Origin of the sequence: Paenibacillus sp. FSL H7-0918, assembly GCF_038007025.1 — a bacterium.
Lineage (GTDB): Bacteria > Bacillota > Bacilli > Paenibacillales > Paenibacillaceae > Paenibacillus_AQ > Paenibacillus_AQ odorifer.
Map to the genome: position 1 here is coordinate 2,750,399 of NZ_JBBOWJ010000001.1, position 26,349 is coordinate 2,776,747.

Consider the following 26,349-nt stretch of genomic DNA (forward strand, 5'->3'; position numbering starts at 1 on the left):
TCAGTCCCCTTTCTAGTAACTAATCAATAATGTGAAATATTACTACTTTATGTAATTACAATAATTGTATCATTTAGTAGAATCCTCTTCCATGATTTAGTCTGCTAATCTTATGTCTAGTTAAAAAAAGAGTGGCCATTAGGCCACCCACTAGAGATTTATAGCGAAAGGCCGCACCACCGATGCCACGAAATGGCTGTTGGCACCCCCTTTATTTGAGCAAACCAGACTAAGATCAGCGTACGTTTGGTCGGGTAGCATTTATAAGTAAGAGAGCGAGCACGCTATCGGACACAGCTGACCTTATACGCGGCTTTTTACCACATTTGGAGTGCTAAAGGACCCCATAGTCGCTATCAGCATGAAAAACACCATAAACGCACCTTTTTCAAAGCGATAGCGTCGCTGGAGTCCGAAACTATGCCCCAAAGGCTGGAAAGTGGAAAATAACGTCATCTGGGTCCGAAAGCCGCGCCGATAATGAATGAACTGCTGAATCAAGCGGGCATGAGGGCATGAGGGCATGAGGGCAAGCGGACAGGGCAAGTGCAACCAGCCAGCTAACAAACAAAAAAGCAGAGCAGCGATACTCCATAAAGGAGGAACCGCTGCTCTGCTGTCTTAGTCAAACCAAGTCGCCGCATTCATAGTTGAACGCTACTTACGTGACGTCCGCTATGTCTTAGTGGCTGATTATTTGGATAGCAAATTGTAAATAACCTGTGCTGCTTCTGCTCTTGTAGTGACTTCTTTTGGATTGAGTTTACCGTTCGCTCCGGTCACTACGCCTCTCTCTACCAGCGCTTGAAGGGCTTCTTGTGCATAACCAGCGATCTGTCCAGCATCACTAAAGCCGGCAAGCGTGGCCGCTGTCTTCTCAGATGGCAGTTCACCTAGCGCTACAAGCGAGCGGTACAAGAGTGTAAATAGCTCCTGCCTAGTGATCTGAATATCTGGCTGGAATTGATTATCTCCCGAACCCGTTGCTACCCCAAGACGTTTAGCTGTAGCAAGATAATTCGTATAATACGTATTGCCTGCATCTGCAAAATTATCAGCAGCAATGGCATCCGGTGTGATGTCATAAGCCTTGAGCAACAAGACGATGAACTGCCCTCTAGTGATTGCAGCATTCGGACTGTAATGTTCAGCATCCGTACCAGATGTGATACTGCGTGCTGCTAAGAAACCTACTGCATGGCTATACCATGATGCCTCTGGAACATCTGCAAAGCTCACCTGATTATATCCAATAATATATTGGGAGAAATGTGTGGTTACGAAATCTACAGTTCTCTTGGCGGCATTGTAATTTCCACGTACATTGTCCAAGCTTCCAGTGCTGTTAATGTGATACACAATAACTGCATCTGACCGTTCTCCCGCTTGCAGCACGTACGGTACGCTGACACGAACACTGCCCCCACCGAAGGTGGAAATCGTACTTTCACCCGCTATAACCGACAAGTCATAAACCGGTCTGTCTCCGAGAACAGCCTTGCCTTCTGCCGTTAATGACACCTTCGCGATTCTAACAATGATGTCTCCGGCATCTGAAGCTGCACTAATGCTCGCCAATGATTTGGCATCAAACGTAATCGTACCCACATTCTCATAATCAATGGTAATCTCCGCCTTCGTTCCGGCGGCTAACTCATTAATTATGCTTCTTGGAAGTATAAGATCAGCTGTTTGAGTATCCGAAGTAGCTGCAACTTTAATTTCAAGAACAGCTTTCTTCCCATCAGCTTCTGCCTTCTTAGCGAGACTCACAAATTCAGCAGCCGTTTCTTTTGTGATCGTAGCAGTAGTAACTCCTGTGGTTTTATCCGTTTTAGTTGCCGCTGTTGCTGACAGGTTCACGGTATTCCCTGCTGTTGCCGTAGCAACCTGTTGCGGGCTTGCTGATGGTGTTGGTGTAGTCGTGCTCGGTGTAGAATTGCCACCCGATCCACTTGTTCCACCTGTTCCAGGATCTGAAATAGGCACATAGGCCGGAACCACAATGTCAGTCGCTGGACTTGCCTTATAACCTTCTTTGGCTGCGTATCTCACTTGATACGTGCCCGGTATTAATCCTGTGATTTCTTTATCTGGTGCATACACATAATTAGTTACACTCGACAGCTTATATTCTAAGGCTGTCGTGGTTCCCGTAATTCTTCCATCGTTGTTCGCTGCTGAGGTAGGAGCAACTCCCTGCAACCCAGTTGGAGCTGCTTGTTCCGCAGTGAATGCTGGAACGATTACATCTGCTGCTCTACCCGCGTTAAATCCCTCTTTAGCTGCGTATCTTACCTGATAGATACCCGGCACAAGTCCAACGATCTCTACATCTGATGCGTAGACATAATCGGTAACGGTAGACAGCTTATATTCCAGCGCTTTCGTAGTTCCTATAATTTTACCGTCGTCATTAGCTGCACTGGTTGGTGCTACACCTACTAATCCTGTAGGTGCCGCTTGCTCACCATATGCCGGGACTTCAACTGTAGCGTCTTTACCAACGCTGTATCCCTCTTTTGCCGCATATCGCACATTATAGAAGCCCGGAGTAAGGCCAGTGATAACCGCACCTGTTACAGGCTTATAATCAGCTTCTCCAACGCCTTTATACTCCTGTCCTTCCGCTGAACCCGTAATTTGCCCATCATCATTAGCTTCAGAAGTAGGGGCTACGCCTACCAGTCCTATCGGAGCTGCTTGTTGATGGGTGTAAGCAGGAACTTCCACACTTACGTCTTCGCCAGCATTATAAGGAATGATTGTGGGTCCAGCTGCGGAGGTTGGCCCTTGATAGCCCGATGTTGCGGCATATCTTACCTTGTAAACACCAGGTGCAAGCCCTGTGATGGCTGATCCCGAAACTGGGGTGTAAGCCTCGTCTCCAGCAAGCTTAAATTCCAATGCTGAACTGGTGCCTACAATTTGCCCATCCTTATTGTCGGCCGCAGTTGGTGCTACACCCGTAAGTCCTGCCGGCACAGCTTCGAGTCTGGAGAATATTTTATCCAGCGCTGTTGTAGTGTTATTGTATCTGGCTCCGATTGGGTAATTAGCCTGCACGTAATCCGGTTGGATATTCGTCCAGCTGTACATAAGTTCAACATGCCCTAGAATCGGTGTGTTTTTGCCTCCTGCATCCTTGTTGTCCTTGTTATAAGTGAACAGATATGGAACCTGAAGTCTGTCTCCGCTCACAGTGTTTCCAAGTCCGTCTACATAACTAATTACAGTTGGTTTAGCAGCTGTATTGTTTTCGGTCTTGATATTGGTCAGATAAGTACGAACCAGATCAACATAAAGCTGCGCATACGGATGATTGGTGGTTCTAATCTGAAGCTCATTATTATTATGCGGATTCGCACTGCCCTTAGTGCCGCTGTTGTTATTAGGCTCAGCAACGGTCACACCAGCATCCAGCTTAGTGTCGAAGAAGTAGATCTTATGGATATTATGTTTTTTGGCATATTCGTTGATATATTTAATCACCGCTTGCGTGTTAGGGCACCACGAGCCGCCTAACAAAATCGCATAGTTTCCCTCACTCGCTAAAATTTGCTTCAGCTGATGATAGGTCACATGTTCATAAACAAGCGTGCCATCCGCTTCGTTGAAGATCGTAGGTTTGCCCTCATTTTCCCCTTCATAGTTCTTATTAAATGCAGCCTTGATATAAGCCGACTCGTCGATAGTGTCATATCGGGAAGCGGCACCCAGCACCTCACTTACTGATGTTTTATACGCATTGACCTTCGCCGCATCAAGTGTTCCGTTCGTCAGGAACTCATTCCACGAATAGCTCTTATCCAGATAGGATACGACAGGAGCACTATTTCCCTGTGCATCCTTGTGATCCTTGTTGTATACCAATAAGAATGGAGACTCGAGCTTGTTAGCAGTCACAACTTCCCCGTTTGTATTGGTATAGCTGACATTGCGTTCTGGATCATCTTTGGAAGACAGATTTAAATTCTTCAAATACTTGTTGACCAGATCAACATATTTATAGGCAAATTTATTATTGCTGTCTGCAATCTGAAGGGTGTCCCCGTCCAGCTTAGTATCAAAGTTATAAATCGTAGAGATGCCATATTCCTTAGCTGCCTCGTTGATAAAGCCGATATCAGCCTGTGTATTCTCGCTCCAAGCACCGCCAACCAGAACAGCGTATGTGCCTTCACTCTCAAAAAGATGAACGATATCTTCATACGTCGCTGTTTTAAATACATGGTTAGCATCATTCAGACGGTCATAGACATGACTGAAATAGTCAAACTGGTTAACGCCGCCTTGTGAAGAGGTTATCGCCTCTGCGGTATCCGGATTAGCATAAGCTCTTCCTGCCTGAGTAGGCAGGATTAGCAGGGAGGCTGCCAGCAGCAGCGTTACAATTTTTTTGAAGGTTAATGGTCGTATCATTATGTGCACCTCGCCTTAAATAGGTTTATGGGAAGAATGGGCTGAAAGGAATCCTGAATGAGCCTGCTGCTCATCAAGGACAAACCTCTTCCTCAGCGGCTGGTGCCGGTGCGGGTGCCTGAACCGTTTCCGCTGGAGCAGGAGCTGGTGCGCTGACCGTGGATGCAGGTGCAGAAGACGATGTTTTCGGTTGAGAAGACTCAACTACCGGAGCCGGGGTCGCCTTAACTACCTCTGTGGTAGAGAAGGTTATAGCCTTTTTGGAAGGTGTCTCCGTTGCTTTTGCTACGGGAGCTGCGGTTTCCTTAGGCTGTTCAGATACAACAGGAGCGGTGGTCGGCTGAACGGCTTTAGCGGTTACGTTTGCTTTTGGAGCAGTCGTAGGCGCAGCAGTTGGCGCAGGCGTTGCTGCGCTGGTTTGCGGTTTAACAGATGCAGATACCGTTGTTGCAGCTGTTGCCGTCTTAGCGGTGTCCGCAGCCGGGGATGTAGCTGCTTTAGGCTGAGCTGCAACCGCTTCTGGAGCTGCTGAAGCCACAACCTTCGCCGCAGAATCAACAGCTGCGGCTGGAGCCGCAGTAGCTTCTGCCGTGACTGTCTCAGCTGCTGGAGCCGAAGCTTCCGGCTGGACAGCTTCTGTTACAGGAGCTGCAGTAGCTTCTGCCTGAACAACAACTGCTGCCGCAGAAGCAGCTGCTGGTAAAGCTGCTGCGGTTACTACTGTATTACTACTCTCTTGAATGGGTGCTGCCTCTGCTGTTTTTTTGTTAGCGGATACCGCGGCATACGTCAATGCGGAGAAGACGATAGCGGCGGCAACCAAAGAGATCGAAAGCTTTTTCATATGTGTACCATCCTTTTCAAATAAAATAAGAAACCCCTTCACTACATTCTTGTACCTTAAATCCGTAACTCTCCCTTCTCTAAAGTAAAAAAAAAGAGACTCAACGGGACGCAATTTACGCGTCTTTCGTTGAATCTCCGGCTGTCCAGTCGATTCCAATTGGCTTGTGATTAAGTTCCATATTATTCATGCCATAGTACCTTGTCAATCAATTTTTATTTTTCACATGGTTTTTATCGGAATTGATTATTTTTTAACATATAATTACATTGACTTTACTATAAATTCTATATAGATTGATCTCAATAGGATTAATCACATTAAAAAACTAGGTTTAAGGGGGTATTGGTAGTGAACATAGATAACAACTTATTATCCGCCATCGAAACGAACTGGTATGGATTTGTCGCCTCCATATTTGTGTTTGCAATTTTGTTTCTACTGGCACGTAAACGAATTGGATTTGGTACCCGGGTACTCATCGGACTTGGCATCGGACTTATTGCCGGTATATTCTTTCAGTACTTCGATTTAGAGACCAAAGCTATTAGCACATTCGGCAGCATTTATGTCAGCTTGATCCGCATGCTCGTCATTCCTTTAGTATTCGTACTCGTATTAAACAGCATTTCTTCCTTAACCAATCTGGAGTATCTACGCAAAATCGGGATCAAAACCTTCGCCTGGTTCCTCGGAACAACGGGCATCGCTTCTATTATCGGCCTATCCGTTGCGCTGCTGTTCAATCCCGGCCATGGTATACAACAAGATGTACCCGCAGATTTTGCAGCCCGGGAAATCCCGACCTTCTCCCAGGTTATCCTCGATCTTGTTCCATCTAACCCTGTTAATGAAGCAGCTACGGGTAAGGTTGTGCCTCTACTCATTTTCGCGATCTTCCTAGCAGTGGCTATAATCAAGATTGGCTCCAAGAAACCGGAAGCCGTCAAGCCTGTACGTGATCTTATTGAATCCCTGACACTGATACTGCATCAGGTTGTGAAATTCATTATTCGCCTGACGCCTTATGGCGTATTCGCACTGATTGCCGGAATCACCGCACGTTATGGCTGGGAGACGTTGCAGGAGCTAGGCAGTGTAATTATAACCTCGTACGTAGCAATGATTATACATTTTGTACTTATCTTTGGCGGATTGGTTCTATTAGTAGCGAAGGTGAATCCAATTCGTTTCTTCCGCAAAGTGTATCCAACCATTACCGTTGCCTTCACAACCAGAAGCAGCTACGCAACCCTACCGGTCAATCTAGAAGTGATTACGAAGCGGCTTCATGTCTCCCCGCGGATCGCGAGCTTTATCGCACCGTTAGGGGCATCTGTGAACTTTAATGCGTGCGGTGGGATTTGGCCAGCTATTGTGGCTGTATTTACCGCCCAAGTATTCGGTATTGATCTGAACTGGACCGACTATATTACACTGGTATTAGTAAGTATTATTTCTTCCATTGGTGTAGCTGGCGTACCTGGACCAGCCGTAATCTCCACCACAGTAGTCTTAACTGCTCTCGGCCTGCCGCTTGAAGGAATCGCTATCGTTGCAGGTGTTGAAGCGCTCATCGATATGGGCCGTACCGCTGTAAACGCAACTGGAACAGCTGTAACAGCTCTGTTAGTAGCTAATTCCGAAGGTGAATTTGACCGTGAAGCGTTTAATAGCAATGATGACGATGATATTCTCTTGAGCACCGTTTAAAAGCTGAAACTGTAAAAACCTCCGGAATCTGCGTAAAGCAGAGCGCCCGGAGGTTTTTTTTGCATAGATTCCTATTGGATTCATCTTCTTATAGCATACTAATTCTTTCCCGCTTTTTAGCAGAAGCTAGACAAGTCTCGATCAATTGCATGCCCAGCACTGCATCCTCAGGTGCAAATAATTTTTTTCCTGTAAATACTGCGGCGGCAAAATCATCGACCTCCCGTGTATAGGGATTCGCCCCGGTGGCATCAACCCGTCTTCCCCCTTCTCCCGTATGCACAAAAAATTCAGCGTCCTCATCTCTAGCATTAAAAGGCATAGGCACTTCAATCATTCCATCGGTCCCCAGAATCTCTAACAGCTGGCGGTTATATGCCCACATCCCGCAATCAAAAATCAGGCTTAGCCCCTTCGGAAACTCTACCAGTCCTGAAGCCATCATATCTACGTTGTCATGCTCCGGAGAGAACATAGCATGAACTGTTACGGCTTCTGGCTCAGCTCCGAACAGCAGTCGTGCTGCACTTAGCGGATAACAGCCGATATCATAAAGCGAGCCGCCGCCCCAAGCGGATTTAAAACGAATATTAGAGGTGTCTGTAGCGTCATTATAAGTAAAAGTGCCTCGAATGGAGCGTAATTCGCCAATTTCTCCGCTAGCGATAATCTCTTGCAATTCCGCAATCCGAGGATGATGCCGATACATATAAGCTTCTGCCAAATGGACTCCAGCATCATTACAAGCTTTTACCATCTCAGCCGCTTCTTCACTGTTCAGCGCGATCGGTTTCTCACATAAGATATGTTTGCCAGCTTCCGCCGCACGGATTACCCATTCCCGATGGAGGTGATTTGGCAGTGGAATATACACCGCATCAATATCCTTATCCGCCAGTAATTCCTCATAGCTGCCGTAAGCTTTATCTATTCCGAACTCTGCGGCTACAGCGCTGCTTTTTTCTAAACCGCGACTGGCTACCGCTGTAATCATTCCCGTCTCCGAATTCATTATAGCCGGCATCACTGAACCTGTCGCAATCTGCGCACAGCCCATGATTCCCCAGCGAAGTTTTTGCACCATCGTTGCTAACCTTCTTCCTTATAGATTACTTACTATACTTAAAGCCACCTTATCATAGAATGAAACGTTTCTCTAACAGAAAGAAGCCTGCAAATTGCAAAAAAACAGTGCCAAAAGGAGCTCCAACCCCGATAGACACTGCTTTTTATAAAATATGAATGTTTATATTAGTGCATTTAACAGCACAGCCGCACCCAGCACAACTATACGCGCAAGGTTCATCAATACGAAGTTTTTGACGGCAAGAATAAAGGTACTCGCCTTCTCCTGTTTCTCTGTGAACAAGGCAATATTTCGGCGAAGCGGGATCAGCGTAAGTAGAATCAACAGAACCAGAATAGGGTTAATCCCTAAGATCAGCAGCACTACAAGATCCAGATAAGAGACATAGTAGAGATATTTAAAAAGCACAAGCGCATTGCGGCGGCCAATGTACACCGGAAGCGTGTACCTGCGATTCTCCACATCCTCATCAATATCACAAATATTATTAGCGAGCATAATCCCTGCGATCCCCAAAATAGCGGGCACGGAAAACCAGAAAAGGTACAGCACTTCCACGATGTTGATATTCAAGCTGACCCAGCCGTTCTGAAGCAGCAGTGAAACCACATGCTCATCCGTATGGATATAGGCAGAGATAAAAATAATAACAAAGCCCATAAACAAACCCGAGAACAGCTCACCTAACGGCATACGCGAGATGGGAATCGGCCCGAACGAATAAAGTATACCGATCAAGAACGACAGTCCACCCAGCAAAAAGACCAGCAAACCCGTCTGAGTGACAAGCGCAATCCCGCCCCCTGCTGCCAGCGCCAGCAAAATAACAATCGTCGCCACGACGGTGCGCTCTTTTAGCTTAAAATGAACAATTGGATTATGCGTTTCGTAGCCGTAGCCGTGGGTTTTGGAGGCTTTTTTGAAATCGTAATAGTTGTTAATCGCCGTCGTCGCCATATCGAAGCTAAGCAAAGACACGAACATCAATCCAAAACGCAGTACGTAAAAATCCTCAAACCGGTACAGGGCATACAACGTTCCCATTAGAAACGGAATAATACTGGCTACCTTCGTCGGTAGCTCCACAAATCTTAGAAAGCTTTTAATATTCACACCATACACCCTTATCTGTCAAATGAGCCTGCAAGGCATTACTGTTCAGTTGTTGTAACCGTCACCGGGGACCATTCTGCAATAACTGTTTGTCCATGTACAGACACACTGCCTTCAGGACTCAGATCCTTCTCTGTCATAATTCCGAGCGCTACAGTGAAGTTATTGAATTTAAGCGGTATATTTTTCTCGCGGCGTACTTCCTTGCCGTTCAAATAGAATACAGCCTCATCATTGCCGCGGTGATAGGTAATACGGTACGTATTGAATTCCCGTGGTTTGAAATCCGTATCTTCTTTAAAGATACAGAAATATTTCGTTCCAGTGCTTTCTGGCACTTGTACACCCGGGAACGGCAAAATACCATATACACTAGCATATTTGTCATTTCCCGCGAAGAAATCGAGCGCAGCGCCTGTCGTGAAATCCAGCAGGTTCAGCGATACATATCCATCATACAGATCTCCAGGTGCAGTTCCTTGTGTACGGCAACGAATTTGCAGCTCAATGCTAATCTCTCCAGCTTCCGGAATCTCCACTGGCTTGGCTGAATAATACATGTGCTTGGCATTGTCCAGAATTTGCACTTGATGGTTCTCACGAGATAACTTCGCACGTACATACAAGGTATCATTACGAACGATAACTACAGCTTCCGGCTCACGGTAAGCCCAAAATGATCCGTCAGGCAGTGTAAATCCACCCGTCTTCCAGACCTTTCCTTCTTCTAAAATGGAGTGGAAATCCCCAAGAACCATGCGATTGCCTTTAACTTGTTGTTCTTCTGCCATCAATTCCTTGTCCTTCTTTTCCATGAAAGCTCACTCCTTCTGTAGTCCATCTATTAGTATCAAATCAAGCCTTGAATTAATAAAGTTATTGCCATTACTACTCCGCAGCGGACGGAGGCTTTTTGTGAAGCACCCATCAGCGGGATATAAGCCGGCGAAGCATTATGTTGCTTCAGACTACTGTAAATGCGCAGCGGCCAGAAAGCTGTAACCAGCGCCAGCAGTGCGTAAACAGGAAGTACACCCAACAGCACACAGACTATCACCGAAGCGTAGCCAGTGAAAAGAAGTACACGTGAGAATACAAGCGCCTTTTGTTCTCCCCATACTACAACAAGCGTAAGCTTACCCGCCTGCTCATCCGCTTTCCAATGAAGGAAATGGTGATTAAACAACAATAATGTAGTTAAAAATCCGACAGGTAGCGAGAGAATTACAGGCTTCATGCTGAACTGACCGGTTTGTACGAAATAGGAGCCTAATACAGGCATAATCCCAAAAGCAATAAAAATGGCCATCTCACTATAACCTTTGCCGCGATAGCCATAACGCAGTGGCGGAGCCACATAGAAATAAGCGATTAAAGCACCAACAAGTACAAACCAAAGGATATTCCAACCGCTATATATACTAAGAATCCCACCACAGATAAGGGCAATCGCCAGCATACTCCAGGTCATCCTTGCATAAAAAGACTCCGAGAGGATTCCACCTGTCAGTAGCCCGGAGTTTGTGCTGATTTCACCAGCGGAATTCTTTGCTTCTGTATCGGTTCCGTTGCGGAAGTCCCACAGATCATTCACCATATTGGAGAACAAATGCGCCGAAATCGCCCCTATTAAGGTAAGAATAAATAAAACCGGATGGAATGTCCCTTCCCATACATATGCCCCAACGGTCCCCAAAACAATCGGGATGAGCATAACAGAAAAACTCCAAAACCGGGTCGCCTTGGTAAATAATGTCCATTTGTTCACTTCAAGCTTACCGCCTTTTTCATATGATTTGATAATAATTATCACTGACTATTATACATCAATTTTCAATAGATTGTGAAGATTATCACTGCATATAATGTCTATTCTTGACATAATACTTCCGTTTGTTTGGTTAAGTATCTTGATAATGGAAGATAAAAATGTAAACAATTCCTTATTTCACGCAGGACCCCTATTTTACGACAAAAAATGAGTGTTGTTTTATAGGCAAGCACATACCGATATGATATGATAGGCAAGCCTATGAACAGCGCCCCTTACGGGCTGTTTTTAAGAGCGTAAAACTATATATAATAATGGAGGCTTTTACTGTCATGTCAGCGCAATCCCCTAACACCCAATCTGTCAAAATCGTCACTGCCGACCCTAGCGCCATCGGGCTATTCGGACTGGCTATTGTCACATTGGTCGCTTCTTCACAGAAGCTTGAATTTACAACAGGACTTAGCTACGTTATTCCTTGGGCTATCTTCCTGGGAGCATTCGCGCAGCTATTCGCCGCCATTCAGGATGCTAAGCACAACAATACCTTTGGTATGACCGCCTTTGGCGCCTACGCTTTCTTTTGGTTCGGCATGGCTAGCAGCTGGCTAATCAAGCTTGGCGTATTTGGTCCAACGCTTGCGGAGGCTGTAGATCCTAAGCAGCTCGGATTTGTATTTCTGGGTTACTTGATCTTCACACTCTTTATGACGATTGGTGCCGTTGAGGCAAATAGAGTTCTGCTTATCATTTTTGTATTGATAGATTTTCTCTTTATCGGACTAACCTTTGATTCCTTTGGGATCGCTCCAGAATTCTTCCATAAGCTAGCTGCTTGTGCTGAGCTTGGTATTGGTATCGTGTCCCTTTACGGATGTGGAGCATCCGTGCTAAACGCTCATTTCGGCCGCAGCTTCTTACCGATTGGAGCTCCGCTGGGCATCTTCAAAAAATAGAAATTGTTCTGATCTGAAACTAATACTTTTGCAAGCCGAAAGGATGCTGAGACTATGCATGTCCTGTCCTCTTCTGAATTAGCGGTAACTGCTATCTTCGCCCTTATTCTCGCAGTTATTGCCTATCTGATCATTCGGAATATCCCGAAGATGGTTGGCGATATTGCGGCTTTTCGCAAAAGAACACTGGTTTGGACCCAAGTTTCACTAGTACTAACGGTGCTTCAGTTGAATTTTAAAGCAGGCGATTGGCGCTTTTCTATCGTCCTTGGGCTCATTGTGTTATTTACCGGAGCTATTTGGCTGTCCGCCCGTTATTACGACATCAGTCGCAATGCAGGTCCAGAATCTAAAGATCCTGAAGTACATTAGTAAATCTCAAGCTCCCGAAAGGGGGCTTTTTTTTATAATTTCAGAAAGCTTCTTCGCATAGTTCTCCCCACCACAACCATACTAATGACATTCTAATAAAAGTAACGGGAGGATTATCAGGGTGAGCAAAAAAATCAATCTGCTAATGTTCAGTGGGGAATACGACAAAGCGATGGCTGGACTGATCCTAGCAAATGCTGCAAGAGATATCGATGTCGAGGTTACTATGTTTTTTTCATTCTGGGGTCTATTTTTGGTGCGTGATCCGGAGAAGATGACTCTTGAGGACAAGAGTATCTACGAGAAGCTGATGGATGTTATTACACCGAAGGGCCCTGGGCAGCTGCCGCTCTCTCATCTGAACTTTAGCGGGCTGGGACGAATGATGCTCGAGGAAATGATGGAGGAACAAGGCGCACCGAAGCTGATTCATTTTCTAAAAGGGGCTCGTAAAAAAAACATCAAATTCTATGCCTGCAAGCTCTCTGTGGAGATCATGGGCTTTAAGCCCGAGGAACTGCTGCCAGAGGTCGAAATCATCGATGCTGCGGCATATTTAAAAGATGCTTTAGAAAGTGATGTACAGTTATTTATTTAAAGTCTGACTAGGCTTTAACCCAATCCCCCATGCAGGCATATACTGTTGCCATAGAAACTACTGGCACGCCGAAAATACACCCATTAACTTAACACTGACGGCGTACGGGCTGGAGGGAATATCCGTGCTAAACATCATCCACGCCTCTTCTGCAGAGACGCCCGCTTCATTACAAGACCATTTTGATACTTTTCGTGGTCACACCATCGGCATTCGGCATCAAATCAACACCCCTTATGGCAGACAGCCGCTTCTGTATGCCGATTGGACCGCAAGCGGGCGCTTATATGAACCGATCGAACGCAAGTTGCAGGAAGCCTTCGGTCCCTACGTCAGCAATCCACATACAGATTCCAACACCACCGGACTAATCATGACGCAGGCTTATAATGAAGCTCGCCAAATCATTAAGAACCATGTAAATGCTGGCCCTCAGGATGTACTGCTCTTCTGCGGCAATGGAACAACAGGAGCCGTGAACAAGCTGCAGCGTATCATGGGATTAAGGCTCCCGGAATGGCTACAGGAACATAATAACCGTGCACTGGAAGACCGCCCCGTTATCTTCACCAGCCATATGGAGCATCATTCCAATATTCTTCCTTGGCAGGAGGGACTTGGTGACGTCGTTACCATTCCCGCCGGAAAGGACGGAAATATTGACCCTCAACAGCTTGAAGACCAGCTGCGACTGTACCCCAATCGCCGTTTCAAGATTGGTTCATTTACAGCTTGTTCTAATGTGACTGGAATTCAGACGCCTTACGCAAAGCTAGCGGCTACTATGCATCGTCATGGGGGCGTATGCTTTGTGGATTTTGCCGCCAGTGCTCCCTACGAGCCTATCAATATGCACCCACCTTCCCCACTGGAGAAGCTTGATGCGATCTTTTTTTCTCCGCATAAATTTCTGGGTGGGCCGGGCACAAATGGCGTTCTAATCTTTGATGAAGCGCTGAGCAATGGACGTATTCCTGACGAACCGGGTGGAGGTACAGTAGCCTGGGTCAACCCTTGGGGAGGACGCCGCTACACTAATGCGATTGAGATGCGGGAAGACGGGGGAACACCGGGGTTTTTACAGGCTTTTCGCACGGCACTTTGCGTGAAGCTGAAGGAGCAGATGAATGGAACCGGTCAATATATGGTGATTAGAGAACATGAGCTGTGTCAGGAATTAATGGCAGGACTCCGCAGCATCCCGGAATGCGCGCTGCTGGCCGGAGATCATACAGAACGTCATGGAATCGTCTCTTTTACACTTCGTGATATCCATTACAACCTCGCTGTTCAGCTGTTGAATGACCGTTTCGGCATACAAGCTCGAGGCGGCTGCTCTTGTGCAGGTCCATACGGACATTACCTGCTTGGATTAGGGTGGACGCAATCCGCTCAGATTGCCGGAGCGATCATGAGCGGCGACCAATCCTTCAGACCAGGGTGGATTCGCATCTCCCTACATCCCATTATGACTAATCAGGAAGTAGAGAGAATTGTATCCGCTGTAAGGAGTATTGCGACCCATGTCCAGCAATGGAAGCAGGACTACCTTTACGATACTTCCACGAACAGCTGGAATCATATCTACGCGCAGCATTCACCCGAGATGAAGCTCCAAGAACTCTTCACCATGTAACAATCTAACTTATCACACGTTGCCCTTCACCATGTCCAAATCGGCAGCACTGGCATTGGAGATGACTTGTTCTACATTTTTGCAGCCCGGAATTACACTGGTTACTGCGGAATGCTGGAGACACCAAGCCAAAGCCCACTGCGCCATATCCAGACCTGACGGCACTTCATTAGCAGCAATTTCTGCTACTGCGCGCAGCTGCTTTTGTCTTACATCCTCTTTATGGTTAGCTCGCACATCACCCTGAGCAAAAACCGCATCTGGCTTATACTTGCCGCTCAAATAACCACTGGCTAACGGAACGCGAGCTAACACACCTAATTGATGCTCGATGCACAGCGGAAGAATCTCTTCTTCAGGTTGACGATCCAGCCGATTATATACTACTTGTATGGCCTCTGCTTGCACATCCGCTGCCGCAGAGGTCTGGTGCACCCCCGAGCCCGATGCACTGATCGACACGCCCAAATGACGGATTTTGCCGGCTTGCTTCTGTCTGTCGAGCATACTCCACAGCTTATCATTATCGAATTGCTCATCCGTTCCGGAATGGAATTGATAGAGGTCAATATACTCTGTTTGGAGTGCGCGGAGGGAGTCGTCCAGCTGCTTAAGCACATCCTCAGCACGCCATAGCTGTTCCCGCTGCAAATGCCCCTGAAAATGATGGCCAAATTTCGTAGCTACAACCCAGTCCTCGCGTTTGCGGCGCGCCAGATAATCCCCGATGAACTTCTCCGACAAGTGATCTCCGTAACATTCTGCCGTATCAATCAGATTAATACCCAGCTCTCCAGCCTTATCCAGCATGGCATCGACTTCAACCTGAGTGAAATCCTTGCCCCACTCTCCGCCAAACTGCCAAGTCCCTAGGCCAATCACCGAGACATTCATTCCTGTACTGCCAAGCTTACGATATTTCATCATCATTTCCTCCTTTATTCTATTTAGATTTAGGGATTCAAGTTAATTCTGACTCTATGCTAAGCTATCTTGTTCCCATCCTGTGCTGTTCTAGCAAAACGCGCTTCGATGGCTTTGACTCCCCATAACGACAGCCCGATAAACAACAGAACATAGATAATCTCCCACGGCTGGCGAATGAAACGTTCCAGATCGTTGCCAATGTATGAAACTGCGAATACCATAATCGCTTTGCCTACCGTGAGCGCAAGAAGATACGAACGGAACCTCATCCCGGCAAGCCCCGCTGCCATATTAATCACAACAAAAGGTCCTACCGGAAATATACTAAGCAGAAAAACATAGCTAAATCCGCTTTGCCGCACCCACGTCATGCTTTTGGCTACTTTGGGCCGCGCTGCCCACTTTCGTAAATAACGATGGGAGGCTACTTTGCGGATAATCCAAAAGGTAGTCACACAGCCTGCAACCAGACCGATCCAAGAATACAAAAAACCTAACCATAAACCATATACGGCCCCATTTAACCCTACGATCGCAATAGTTGGCAGTGGTGGTATAAATGATTTCATAAACGTTAACGCAATGCCCGGAAAGGGCCCAAACGAACGATATTGTTCAAGCAGATGCCGCAGATTATCCTCTGTCAGCCAAGACATAATATCAAGAAAATACATAACCAGCTGATCTCCTCATCCGATTGGAATTCTTAACACTTGGTCTCAATTATACACGAAGTTACGTTCATTCCTACAGTGCCGCCAATATAGAGTGAGCAACAGGGACTAATTAAATGACAGGGAGAAAATTCTTCGTTACTATAGACAAAAATACATATTAGACGGGGGGTATAAGGTTATGATCATTCATTCAGAAACGTTGGATCTGCAAACTACCACTGAGCAGGATTTAGCGTTCGTTCTAGCCATTGAACAAAGTGAGCTTAATCGTGCCTATATCGGACAGTGGAGTAAAGAGGAGCACATTACGGCTATCCATGATCCAGACATCCTGCATCTTACAATTTGGGAGAGGTCCGGGAAAAGAGTCGGCTATATCATCGTAACAGGACTTCAAGATATTCATCTTACCGTTTGTATTAAACGAATCGTCATCCATTCCAAGGGCTTTGGGTATGGCAAACTGTCGCTTCGTCTCGTGAGCGACTGGATCTTCCAGCACACCGAGACGCATCGGCTATGGTTAGATGTTAGAGATCACAACCACAGGGCTCGCCATGTCTATGAAAGCTGTGGCTTTACACTGGAAGGGACTCTACGTGATTGTATGAAGGTTGAGGGACATTTTGAATCTCTGCATATCATGTCCATATTACGGTATGAGTATATAGCGCGTGAGCAGCAGCGACAGAAATAGATTAGGGAAATCCTCCCTGATCTTTGGTCTTTCAGGTGCCTATAACTGCAAATCAGGGAAAACTTCCCTAATATTCAGCGAATTTGAGCAAAATCGGCGTATTTCAGTAATTTTTAGGGAGGTTTTCCCCAAAAGTGTATGCCGCGATGATAATCGGCTATTTTCAGGGAATTTATTTCCTCGCCCCCTTTCAGGAGCACAATAAAAAGCCGAGCAGTAGGCCCCCTATCCTGCGCAGGCTCACTACTCAGCTTTCAATTCCATTACTTCAAACCTCTCCACTGTAACAACCCGCCTGCTCACCTTCCGCCCTCAGCCCCGCAACCACAAGGGTTGTCACGTACTTACGGGCATCCGCTGTCAGCAGTAACAGCTCTACCGAGCTTTTAGCCGGCTCCCCTCTGACAAACTTTATTCGGGCACCGTCCAAATCCTCTTGGATGCTGGCAATCGTATATCCTTTAAAAAGCAGCCCATCAATCTCCTGCTGTTCTTTGGCATATTCCGCAAAAGCAGACACTAGACAACACCTCCGCTGATTTCTGCCTTAGAAGGAAGAGGAGCCTCCGCTGCAAAACGTTTGCGTTTCAAGTATTTTCCCGAACCTGCTTTGCCGACAAATTGTTTGTCGCGAATAACAAATTCGCCTCGACTGAGAACAGAAATAGGCTCTCCCTTCACTTCAAAGCCCTCAAACGCATTATAATCTACGTTCATATGGTGCGTGTCCGCAGAAAGGGTTCTTTCTACAGAAGGATCAAAAATGACCAGGTCAGCGTCACTACCTACTGCGACCGTGCCTTTTTGCGGATACAAGCCAAACAGCTTGGCGCTAGAGGTAGCAATAATGTCTACGAATTTGTTCAATGAGATCCGGCCTTTCTGCACACCTTCCGAATATAGAATCGTAAACCGGTCCTCAATGGTCGGCCCACCGTTCGGGATTTTGGAGAAATCGCCCAGCCCCAGATCCTTTTGTCCTTTGAAATCAAACGAGCACTGGTCAGAGCCAATCGTCTGCAAACTGCCGTTCCATAACGCATCCCACAAAACATCCTGATTCCACTGCTCACGCAGGGGCGGAGACCACACGTATTTAGCACCTTCGAAATTAGGCTTTTCCAGCGCCGTCTGATCCAGTACTAAATACTGTGGACAAGTCTCGCCGTAAACGCGCAGTCCCTTTTTACGCGCTTCAGCAATCTTCCAAGCGGCTTCCGCACAGGTCACGTGTACAACATAAAGCTGAGAATCTGTCAGTTCGGTTAGATAAGCTGCGCGTCCCGTAGCTTCACCCTCCAGCTCCGGCGGGCGGGTCAGCGCATGAAAGATCGGATCAGTGTTGCCTGCGGCCAAGGCCTGCTCAACAAGATATTCAATGACATCTCCATTTTCCGCATGCACCATAACGAGTGCACCTTCTTTTTTCGCAGCTTGAAGAGTCTTAAAAAGTGTGCCGTCATCCGCCTGAAAAGTATTCTTATAAGCCATAAATACTTTGAGCGAGGTAATGCCTTCATTCTCAATTATCTCCGGAAGCTCACCCAGTACTTTATCGTTTAATTCTGAGACCATAAGGTGGAAGCTGTAATCAATCACCGCTTTATCCTGCGACTTATGATGCCATGTATCTACGGCTTGCTGTAGCGGTTGTCCTTTGGTGGTTAAGCAAAAATCAATGACTGTGGTCGTTCCGCCATATGCAGCCGCAATAGTTCCCGTCTCAAAATCATCAGCTGTAACCGTGCCGCCAAAAGGCATATCCAGATGGGTATGAGGATCAATGCCTCCAGGAAAAACATAACACCCCGAGGCATCTATAATTTCCGCACCAGGGACATCCAAATGAAGGCCAATCTCCGTAATAACCCCGTTTTCAATCGCCACATCGCCTGTATAAGTATCTGCTGCGGTAACGATGATGCCATTTTTAATAATCTTTTTCATCCTTACACCACCTCCACTTCCGAATAGGTGCCATTCAAACTTCCGATCACTTTCTGCCGCTGGTTCCAGGTCAGTGGAGCTGCCCCGGTATCCACTGGAACCATATCGATCGCGCCGTCTGCTGGACAGACAATTGAACAAAGATTACAACCTACACAATCTTCCTCGCGGACCTGTAGAATAGCTTTCCCATCTGCATTAGTTAACATATCAATACACTGATGTGAAGCATCTTCGCAGGCAATATGGCATTTATTACAGTTGATGCAGTTGTTCTCATTAATACGGGCAACAACCTTATAGTTGAGATCCAGATCACCCCAGTTGGAGTACCGGGATACCGATTTACCGATTAACTCTGTTACAGAAGCCAAGCCTTTGTCATCCAAATAGTTGTTCAGGCCATCGATCATTTCCTCCACAATCCGGAAGCCATGATGCATGACCGCTGTACATACTTGAATGCCCGTAGCACCCATCAGCATGAATTCAACAACATCCTGCCAGGTGGAAATCCCTCCAATACCGGAGATAGGAATGCCTACTCCCCGGTCACGGGCACACTCAGCCACCATACTAAGCGCAATTGGTTTCACGGCCGGCCCGCAGTAACCGCCATGCGCACCCTGACCCCCAACATTCGGAATTGTGTTCCAGCTATGAATATCTACACCAGCAAGACTGTTGATCGTGTTGATCATACTAATCGCGTCTGCTCCACCCTTAACCGCATGGCGGGCAACGACGGTGATATCCGTAATATTAGGCGTCAGCTTCACAATCACCGGGGTCGTTGCAACTTCTTTTACCCAGGTGGTCTGTGCCTGCACCAGATCAGGCTGCTGCCCCGAAGCAGCGCCCATTCCACGCTCAGCCATCCCGTGCGGACAACCAAAGTTAAGCTCCAGGCCGTCTACACCCACATCCTCTACCCGCTTAACAATCTCATGCCATTTATGCTGCGTTGGTTCTACCATCAGGGAGGCTATAATCGCATGATTCGGGAATCTTTTTTTCGTTTCATAGATTTCCTTCAGATTAACTTCAAGCGGACGGTCGGTGATCAGTTCAATATTGTTAAAGCCCGCAACCCGTTGCCCATTGAAATTTACTGCCGCAAAACGCGATGAGGTATTAATGATCGGATCGCCGAGCGTCTTCCACACCGCCCCGCCCCAACCTGCTTCAAAGGCCCGCTGCACTTGATAACCTGTATTCGTAGGCGGCGCGGAGGCCAGCCAGAACGGATTCGGTGATTTGATTCCTGCGAGATTAATACTTAAATCTGCCATGATGTTCCCTCCCTGTCATGTAAAATCCAATTTGATTTCTACGCTCAGCCCGCTGATCTAACAACGACCTCCTGCTGGCCTGAGAATTGTTTAACAATCGCATGGGCTGCATCTTTTCCCTGCTGTGCCGCTGACACAACCATGGCCTCACCCTTACCTGAACCAAAAATAATGTCCCCAGCGGCATAAATCTGTGGATCGGAGGTTTGGCAGGTGACCTCATCCACCTTAACAACCCCACGGTCATGCATAAGACCTAAGGAATCTATTAGATCCAGACGACGCTTTTGACCAATAGCTATTACAACCGCATCTACAGGAATCAAGAACTCAGAACCCTCGATCAGCATAGGTATTGGACGCCCATCTTTGCCCAGCTCCTCCGTCAGCTTCATCTGCACACATTCCAGTGCGGTTACATTCCCAAGCTCATCACCCACGATACGTTTCGGCAAGGTAAGCCAGCTGAACTCCACACCTTCCTGCTTCGCGAATTCATATTCAAAGTCATATGCCGTCATCTCTTCGCGGGTCCGGCGGTAGACCATTTTCACATTGGTGGCTCCCAGCCGCACTGAGCAAGTCGCTGCATCAATAGCCGTATTCCCTGCCCCAATGACAGCGACCCGCTGACCCATCAGCTCTAGCAGAGGAATGCCCGTCTTAGTAGATTCTACAAGCGCAATAGCGTCATAAACTCCAGCCATTTTTTCACCTTCAATCCCTATTGGAGGCACATATCCCATACCCGCTGCCAAAACGATAGCATCATAATTCGACTTCAGCTCATCTACAGAAACATCCACTCCGACTTTTACACCTGTACGTATTTCCACACCCAGCTTCTCTACCTGCTCTACTTCCCAAAGAGATACAGACTGCGGGAGCCGAAACGATACAATCCCATGTGTATCCAGCCCACCCGCTAACGCCTTTGCTTCGTAGATCACAACAGCAAAACCTTCACGGGCGAGCTCCCTAGCCGCAGACAATCCCGCAGGACCACCACCGATTACGGCTACCTTTTTCCCATTAGGGGTGCCAGCCTTAAATAATTGAACTCCGCTGTTCATCGCCCAATCTGTTGCATAACGCTGCAGCAGTCCGATTTGGATCGGCGCCGAGGCATCATTTAACACACAAGCTCCTTCACACAGCTCATCTGTAGGACAAACACGAGCACAGCTGGCACCCACAGGATTGGAATCCATAATCGTCTGTGCCGAGCCTTTCAAATTGTCAGTAGCGATCCGTTTGATAAAGGAGGGAATATTAATGCTGGTCGGACATGCTTTTATACAGGGGGCATCGTAGCAATATAGACAGCGATTGGACTCATCCAGGGCACCCTTATGGGTCAGAGCCGGCTCAGCCTCGGCGAAATTGCGCATGAACATATCAGGTGTAAATGCTGTTAACGGAGATGAATGCTCCATCACTAGTCCCTCCTTATGGGTAATTTTTCATATTTGTGTTATATAATATAACATTATTTCAAGTTTTGTCTGAATATTTTGCTTACATCTTTAATTTATTGTAGTAATATAAGCATTAACAGAAATTATCTCTCAACGCCCTTCCTAATTAGGTTATATATACTGACATCCGTTAATCAAACTATAGTCATTTCGAATTTTCGTTGCATTAGACACTTTGTCTAATTTCAAAACTGTATTTTTTACGTGTGAGAATAGGCTGAGAATAACAGGGCGTTAGCCGAAGGCCAGAGCGCAGAAGATCGAGGGGGAGTAACTATGGACTGGGAGCTTGTATTAACCATTCGTGACGCTTTAAAAAGACCACTATTCGCAGAAGCCGAGGTGATCGGCGGGAAAAGCGGCCTAAGCCGTGCCATTCGCTGGGTGCATGTACTGGAAAGTGCCAACTTCGAGACTCTGATTCATGGCGAAGAAATGATTTTGACTACGGGGATTGGTGCAAGTGTCGATCTCCCTTCCTCCTTGGAGTTTATGCAGAACCTGATCGACAAAAATGCAGCTTGCCTATGTATTGAGTTAGGTACGTATTTCAGCACCATCCCGCAAGAGATGATCGACTTAGCCGACAGGCATGACTTTCCGCTAATCATCTTCACCCGCACGGTTCGTTTCGTAGATATCACGTTGGATCTTCACTCGATTATCATTAACCGGCATCACCGGATGCTCCAAGAACTTGAAAAAATCTCACGTGAATTCCACCGCCTGACCTTAACTTCACAAGGAACGCTGAAAGTGCTGCAATTATTGTGCAAAAGTACCCGCACACAAATAGTCTATATGCAGCTGCAAGGCAAACCCTTATTTTTCCCGGCACTTCCGCCGGAAGAGCAGGCTCCATTGCTGAATTTTTTCACCGCCTTCGGCGACGAGCTGGAAGGAATTCAACCTGACGTTGCCCCCTATATCCGGGAATATGGACAGAAGACCATCGCGCTCAAGCCTGTAGGTGCGCTGGATCAGACCTGGGCTTACATTCTGATGGTATGCAATCACAAACCACAGGAGTTCGACTGTCTGCTGCTGGATTCCGCCTCTTTGTCCATTGCACAAGAGCTGCTGCGGACGCGGTATATGGAGGAGCGTAAGCTTTTTTCAGAAAATCTATGGGTCGACGAGCTGATCAATGGCCGCATCGAAGATGATAACCGCTTAAAGGGCCTGATCGGCTCCAATTTCAACGTGGTCAACGAGCTCCCTTACCGTGTATGCCTTATAGAGATCAAGAACCCCAGAGATGTAAAATGGAACAGCTCAGAGAACGAATGGGAGTCCATTACCTTCCACCTTTCGCTCATCCTGCGTTCCATCTTTGAGAAATATTCTTTACGTCCGCTGATCACCCTTAAGAACAATCGCCTCACCGTCATCGCCCTCGATATCCAATCGAAAATGCCTGGAAAAATGCGACTTCAACAAGCACTTGAAGCCCTGCAGAACATCCGCTCCGATGAGAAGCTCAAGGATTTGCAGCTCGTCATTGGAGTCAGCAAATCGCATAAGCGCCTAAAACGGGCCTATTCCGGTTATCAGGAAGCCCTACAGGCATTGTCGTTATACTCCTGTTACCAGAAGTCACTACTCTTCTATGAAGAGCTGGGTGTATTCCAGCTGCTGTTGAGCTTAAATGACGGAAAAACGTTGCAGAACTTCATTCGCAGTTATCTCGGCCCGCTAATCGACCACGACCAAACCAAAGGCAGCGAGCTGCTGCTTACCCTTCGTGTTTATCTGGATCATGATGGTTCCAAACAAATTGCCGCTCGAAACCTATTCATTGTCAGACAGTCCCTTTATTATCGCCTGGACAAAATAACAGAGCTACTGGGTGAAGACTTCATGCAGCCAGAGAATCGGATCTCCATTCAAGTCGCCCTGCGCGCTTACCAATTTCTATATCCAGACAAAATCACTTTACCTAGCCCCCGTTCAGCACAGATTTAAAGGTATCGATAATAAATTCTATATCTTCATCCGTGGAGGATAACGGCGGGGCGAAGGTAAGCACGTTGTTGAACCCAGCTACGGTATCGCCATTTTTACCGATGATAAGCCCCTTGGACTTACATTCGGCAATAATCCCCTTCACAATATTCAGATCAACCGGTTTCTTACTGACCTTGTCTTCAACCAGCTCAATCCCTGTCACCAAACCAAAGCTGCGGACATCACCTACAAGCTTGTGATCAAGCAGCTCAGTAAATTCTGTATTTATTCTTTTACCTAAAAGATCCGCACGTTCCACCAGCTTCTCCTGCTCGATAATCTCCAGATTACGCAGCGCCAGCGCACAGGAAGCAGGGTTACCACCAAAAGTATTCACATGGCGAAAATGCCCATAGTCATCGCTATTGTCCTTAAATACCTCATAGATATCCTTACGAACAGCAGTGGCAGATAGAGGAAGATAAGCGCTAGTCAGTCCTTTAGCCATCGTTACGATGTCAGGCTTCACATTAAAGTTGTGATGACCAAACTTACGTCCAGAACGTCCGAATCCACAAATCACCTCATCCATAATGAGCAACACACCGTGCTTACGGCAGATTTCCTGCACCCGATCCAAATAAACCTGATGCGGTACAATGACGCCACCACCCGTAATTACAGGCTCCATAATCACCGCAGCTACCGTCTCCACGCCTTCCCAGATGATCATATCCTCTATGGACTGTGCACACTGGAGATTGAATTCTTCCACAGTCATCCCAGCCGGGCGGCGATAGCTGTCCGGGGGAGCTACATGCAGAAAACCACCCGCCAACGGTTCATATTTATATTTGCGCTGGGCCTGGCCCGTTGCAGATAATGCCCCAAGTGAACTGCCATGGTACCCACGATAACGGGCAATGAATTTATGGCGATAATGCTGGCCGATTTGCTGCTGGTACTGGCGGGCCATTTTGAAAGCAGCCTCATTGGCTTCCGATCCACTATTGGAAAAAAAGATCACATAATCGTCTCCGAGCCACTCATTCAGCTTCTCCGCCAGCGCAATCGCCGGGAGATGACTTTGTGTCAGAGGAAAATATGGCAGGGTCAGCAATTGATTGTAAGCAGCTTCCGCCAGCTCCTTTCGCCCGTATCCCACATTTACACACCACAGGCCAGACATCCCGTCCAAAAATCGATTGCCCTGTATATCCGTAATCCACGACCCACTTGCCGAGGCGGCAATCATAGGCGGATTCTTTTCACTATAAGGCGTAATGTTGTGCCATAAATATTCCTGATCCTTCTTCACCGCAAGCTCACTATCGTTCCCCAGAATCTGCATAACATTTTCTCCTCTCAGCAGTTCATTTTCTCTAATAACGGGCAGTGATCATCTTTTTACGCGTATAGAACTCCACCCCATCACGGCCATTGGCATGCAGGTCTCCATAGAACGATTTCTTATAACCCGAGAAGGGGAAAAATGCCATGGGGGCAGGCACACCCAGATTCACACCCAACATCCCTGCATCAATTTCTTCCCGAAATTCACGGATCGCCTTTGCGCTATCTGTATAAATACACGCCCCATTCGCGAATGGGGATTGATTCGTTACCGCAATCGCTTCACTCAGACTTTTTACACGAATCACAGACAATACCGGCGCAAAAATTTCATCCTTCCAGAGGGTCATTCCCGGCTGCACATGATCAAATATCGTCGGCCCGATAAAATAACCCGCACCACCCGTAGCCGCATCCTTCCGCCCATCTCTCACAAGCTTGGCTGCCTCAGCTTCACCAGTCTCAATGTAATAAAGCGTCCGCTCCTTATTCGACTGGCGAATTACCGGACCCAAAAACACCCCGTCATCCGCGCCATTACCAATCTTAAGCTCATCCGCAGCCGCAGCCAGACGACCCACTAGCTCGTCAGCGATATCCTCATGAACCACCACAACCGAGCACGCCATACAACGCTCACCTGCCGAACCAAAGGAAGCCGCAATGATATTTTTGACCGCATTGTCCAGCTCCGCATCAGGCAGCACAATCGAGTGATTCTTGGCTCCAGCTAGCGCCTGCACCCGTTTTCCCTGCGCTGTCCCTGTCTTATATACATATTCCGCAACCGGCTGCGAACCCACGAACGAAATCGCCTTCACTTCATCATGCTCCAGCAGCCCATTCACAACCTCGTGCGCCCCATGTATCACATTCAGTACACCTGGAGGAAAGCCCGCTTCGGCAAATAACTCTGCCAGTCGATTAACCAGCAGCGGCGTCCGTTCAGAAGGCTTCAGCACAAAGGTATTTCCACAAGCGATGGCAAGCGGAAACATCCAACAAGGAACCATCATCGGAAAATTAAACGGGGCAATCCCCCCGATAACCCCCAATGGATAACGGTACATCCCGGATTCAATACCGGTAGCAATGTCCGGAAGCTGACTGCCCATCATCAACGTGGGGATGCCTGCGGCAAATTCCACACACTCAATTCCACGCTGCACCTCACCTTGCGCCTCTTCCAGACTTTTGCCATTCTCCAGCGTAATCAGCTCGGCCAGCTCATGCCAATGCTTTACCAGCAGCTGTTGATATTGAAAAAAGTAGCGGGCACGACGCGGCACAGCGACCCTTTTCCACGCTTGAAATGCCGCCGCAGCCGCTTCTACCGCTGCACCCAGCTCTTCCTTACTAGAAATGGGCACATAAGCAATCACTTCACCTGTCGCCGGATTATAAACCTCTTCATCTCGCCCGGACGACGATTCTACCCAAGCTCCATTCACATAATTCTTAACTCTTTCAGCCTGCGTTACTAGGAGAGACATAGCTCGCACCTCTTTCTCTGTTTCAG

Annotated in this window: 21 protein-coding genes; 7 read left to right on the top strand and 14 right to left on the bottom strand. The window is 47.3% G+C overall.

Features of this window, described 5'->3' with window-relative positions; all coding sequences use genetic code 11:
- Positions 1-693: 693 nt before the first annotated feature.
- The gene (locus MHI15_RS12425; RefSeq protein WP_341164458.1) at positions 694-4,422 is read right to left on the bottom strand and encodes an S-layer homology domain-containing protein; all 3,729 of its coding nucleotides are present in this window, start codon (positions 4,420-4,422) and stop codon (positions 694-696) included.
- Between the two features lie 73 nt (positions 4,423-4,495).
- Positions 4,496-5,266 (bottom strand): hypothetical protein, encoded by a 771-nt coding sequence (locus tag MHI15_RS12430; RefSeq protein ID WP_341164459.1) that lies wholly within the window; start codon positions 5,264-5,266, stop codon positions 4,496-4,498.
- Positions 5,267-5,623: 357 nt separating this feature from the next.
- On the opposite strand from MHI15_RS12430, the gene MHI15_RS12435 reads away from it, so the two are divergent.
- Positions 5,624-6,979, top strand: a complete 1,356-nt coding sequence (locus MHI15_RS12435) for a dicarboxylate/amino acid:cation symporter (protein WP_076282222.1) — start codon at positions 5,624-5,626, stop codon at positions 6,977-6,979.
- Positions 6,980-7,067: 88 nt separating this feature from the next.
- On the opposite strand, the gene MHI15_RS12440 is transcribed toward MHI15_RS12435, so the two are convergent.
- The 4 genes from MHI15_RS12440 to MHI15_RS12455 form a co-directional block, all read right to left on the bottom strand.
- Positions 7,068-8,063: a Gfo/Idh/MocA family protein gene (locus MHI15_RS12440; protein ID WP_341164460.1), complete on the bottom strand. Its 996-nt coding sequence runs from the start codon at positions 8,061-8,063 to the stop codon at positions 7,068-7,070.
- 162 nt (positions 8,064-8,225) lie between these two features.
- A complete protein-coding gene (menA, locus tag MHI15_RS12445) occupies positions 8,226-9,179 on the bottom strand; it encodes a 1,4-dihydroxy-2-naphthoate polyprenyltransferase (protein WP_076219134.1) in 954 nt (317 codons plus the stop codon).
- Positions 9,180-9,217: 38 nt separating this feature from the next.
- The gene (locus MHI15_RS12450; RefSeq protein ID WP_248548951.1) at positions 9,218-9,994 is read right to left on the bottom strand and encodes a DUF6081 family protein; all 777 of its coding nucleotides are present in this window, start codon (positions 9,992-9,994) and stop codon (positions 9,218-9,220) included.
- Positions 9,995-10,029: 35 nt separating this feature from the next.
- Positions 10,030-10,947, bottom strand: coding sequence for a prenyltransferase (locus tag MHI15_RS12455; protein ID WP_036682043.1), 918 nt, complete (start codon positions 10,945-10,947; stop codon positions 10,030-10,032).
- Between the two features lie 335 nt (positions 10,948-11,282).
- Between MHI15_RS12455 and MHI15_RS12460 the strand changes: the two genes are divergently transcribed.
- From MHI15_RS12460 to MHI15_RS12475, 4 genes are all read left to right on the top strand, one after another.
- Positions 11,283-11,906, top strand: coding sequence for an acetate uptake transporter (locus MHI15_RS12460; RefSeq protein WP_036682044.1), 624 nt, complete (start codon positions 11,283-11,285; stop codon positions 11,904-11,906).
- A 54-nt stretch (positions 11,907-11,960) separates the two neighbouring features.
- Positions 11,961-12,278, top strand: coding sequence for a hypothetical protein (locus MHI15_RS12465; RefSeq protein WP_076124017.1), 318 nt, complete (start codon positions 11,961-11,963; stop codon positions 12,276-12,278).
- Between the two features lie 121 nt (positions 12,279-12,399).
- Positions 12,400-12,876: a DsrE/DsrF/DrsH-like family protein gene (locus MHI15_RS12470; RefSeq protein ID WP_036682046.1), complete on the top strand. Its 477-nt coding sequence runs from the start codon at positions 12,400-12,402 to the stop codon at positions 12,874-12,876.
- A 124-nt stretch (positions 12,877-13,000) separates the two neighbouring features.
- Entirely contained in the window at positions 13,001-14,512 is a 1,512-nt protein-coding gene (locus tag MHI15_RS12475) for an aminotransferase class V-fold PLP-dependent enzyme (protein WP_280753196.1), read from the top strand.
- 12 nt (positions 14,513-14,524) lie between these two features.
- Here MHI15_RS12475 and MHI15_RS12480 read toward each other — a convergent pair whose 3' ends face one another.
- Positions 14,525-15,436, bottom strand: a complete 912-nt coding sequence (locus tag MHI15_RS12480; protein ID WP_076179216.1) for an aldo/keto reductase — start codon at positions 15,434-15,436, stop codon at positions 14,525-14,527.
- A gap of 59 nt (positions 15,437-15,495) precedes the next feature.
- Positions 15,496-16,113, bottom strand: coding sequence for a TVP38/TMEM64 family protein (locus tag MHI15_RS12485; protein ID WP_036682051.1), 618 nt, complete (start codon positions 16,111-16,113; stop codon positions 15,496-15,498).
- A gap of 181 nt (positions 16,114-16,294) precedes the next feature.
- Here MHI15_RS12485 and MHI15_RS12490 point away from each other — a divergent pair, with 181 nt between their 5' ends.
- Entirely contained in the window at positions 16,295-16,813 is a 519-nt protein-coding gene (locus tag MHI15_RS12490) for a GNAT family N-acetyltransferase (RefSeq protein ID WP_341164461.1), read from the top strand.
- A 268-nt stretch (positions 16,814-17,081) separates the two neighbouring features.
- Here MHI15_RS12490 and MHI15_RS12495 read toward each other — a convergent pair whose 3' ends face one another.
- Genes MHI15_RS12495 through MHI15_RS12510 form a run of 4 tightly spaced genes read right to left on the bottom strand, consistent with a single transcriptional unit; the run spans position 17,082 to position 21,488 of the window.
- Positions 17,082-17,333 (bottom strand): hypothetical protein, encoded by a 252-nt coding sequence (locus tag MHI15_RS12495; RefSeq protein WP_076179218.1) that lies wholly within the window; start codon positions 17,331-17,333, stop codon positions 17,082-17,084.
- Positions 17,333-18,760 carry a dihydropyrimidinase gene (hydA, locus tag MHI15_RS12500; protein ID WP_076181985.1) on the bottom strand — a complete coding sequence of 476 codons (1,428 nt, stop codon included), beginning with the start codon at positions 18,758-18,760 and terminating at the stop codon, positions 17,333-17,335. Before hydA ends, MHI15_RS12495 begins: the two co-directional genes overlap by 1 nt.
- 2 nt (positions 18,761-18,762) lie before the next feature.
- A complete protein-coding gene (gene preA / locus MHI15_RS12505; protein ID WP_076099706.1) occupies positions 18,763-20,052 on the bottom strand; it encodes an NAD-dependent dihydropyrimidine dehydrogenase subunit PreA in 1,290 nt (429 codons plus the stop codon).
- Between the two features lie 44 nt (positions 20,053-20,096).
- Complete coding sequence (locus MHI15_RS12510) at positions 20,097-21,488, bottom strand: NAD(P)-dependent oxidoreductase (RefSeq protein WP_341164462.1); 1,392 nt, start codon at positions 21,486-21,488, stop codon at positions 20,097-20,099.
- A gap of 318 nt (positions 21,489-21,806) precedes the next feature.
- Between MHI15_RS12510 and MHI15_RS12515 the strand changes: the two genes are divergently transcribed.
- Positions 21,807-23,495 (top strand): PucR family transcriptional regulator, encoded by a 1,689-nt coding sequence (locus MHI15_RS12515; RefSeq protein WP_076181983.1) that lies wholly within the window; start codon positions 21,807-21,809, stop codon positions 23,493-23,495.
- On the opposite strand, the gene MHI15_RS12520 is transcribed toward MHI15_RS12515, so the two are convergent.
- Together MHI15_RS12520 and MHI15_RS12525 are read right to left on the bottom strand one after the other, a co-directional pair.
- Positions 23,470-24,828, bottom strand: coding sequence for an aspartate aminotransferase family protein (locus MHI15_RS12520; protein ID WP_339188834.1), 1,359 nt, complete (start codon positions 24,826-24,828; stop codon positions 23,470-23,472). The two genes, MHI15_RS12515 and MHI15_RS12520, sit on opposite strands and share 26 nt — an antisense overlap.
- A gap of 31 nt (positions 24,829-24,859) precedes the next feature.
- Complete coding sequence (locus MHI15_RS12525; RefSeq protein ID WP_341164463.1) at positions 24,860-26,323, bottom strand: CoA-acylating methylmalonate-semialdehyde dehydrogenase; 1,464 nt, start codon at positions 26,321-26,323, stop codon at positions 24,860-24,862.
- Positions 26,324-26,349: the final 26 nt, after the last annotated feature.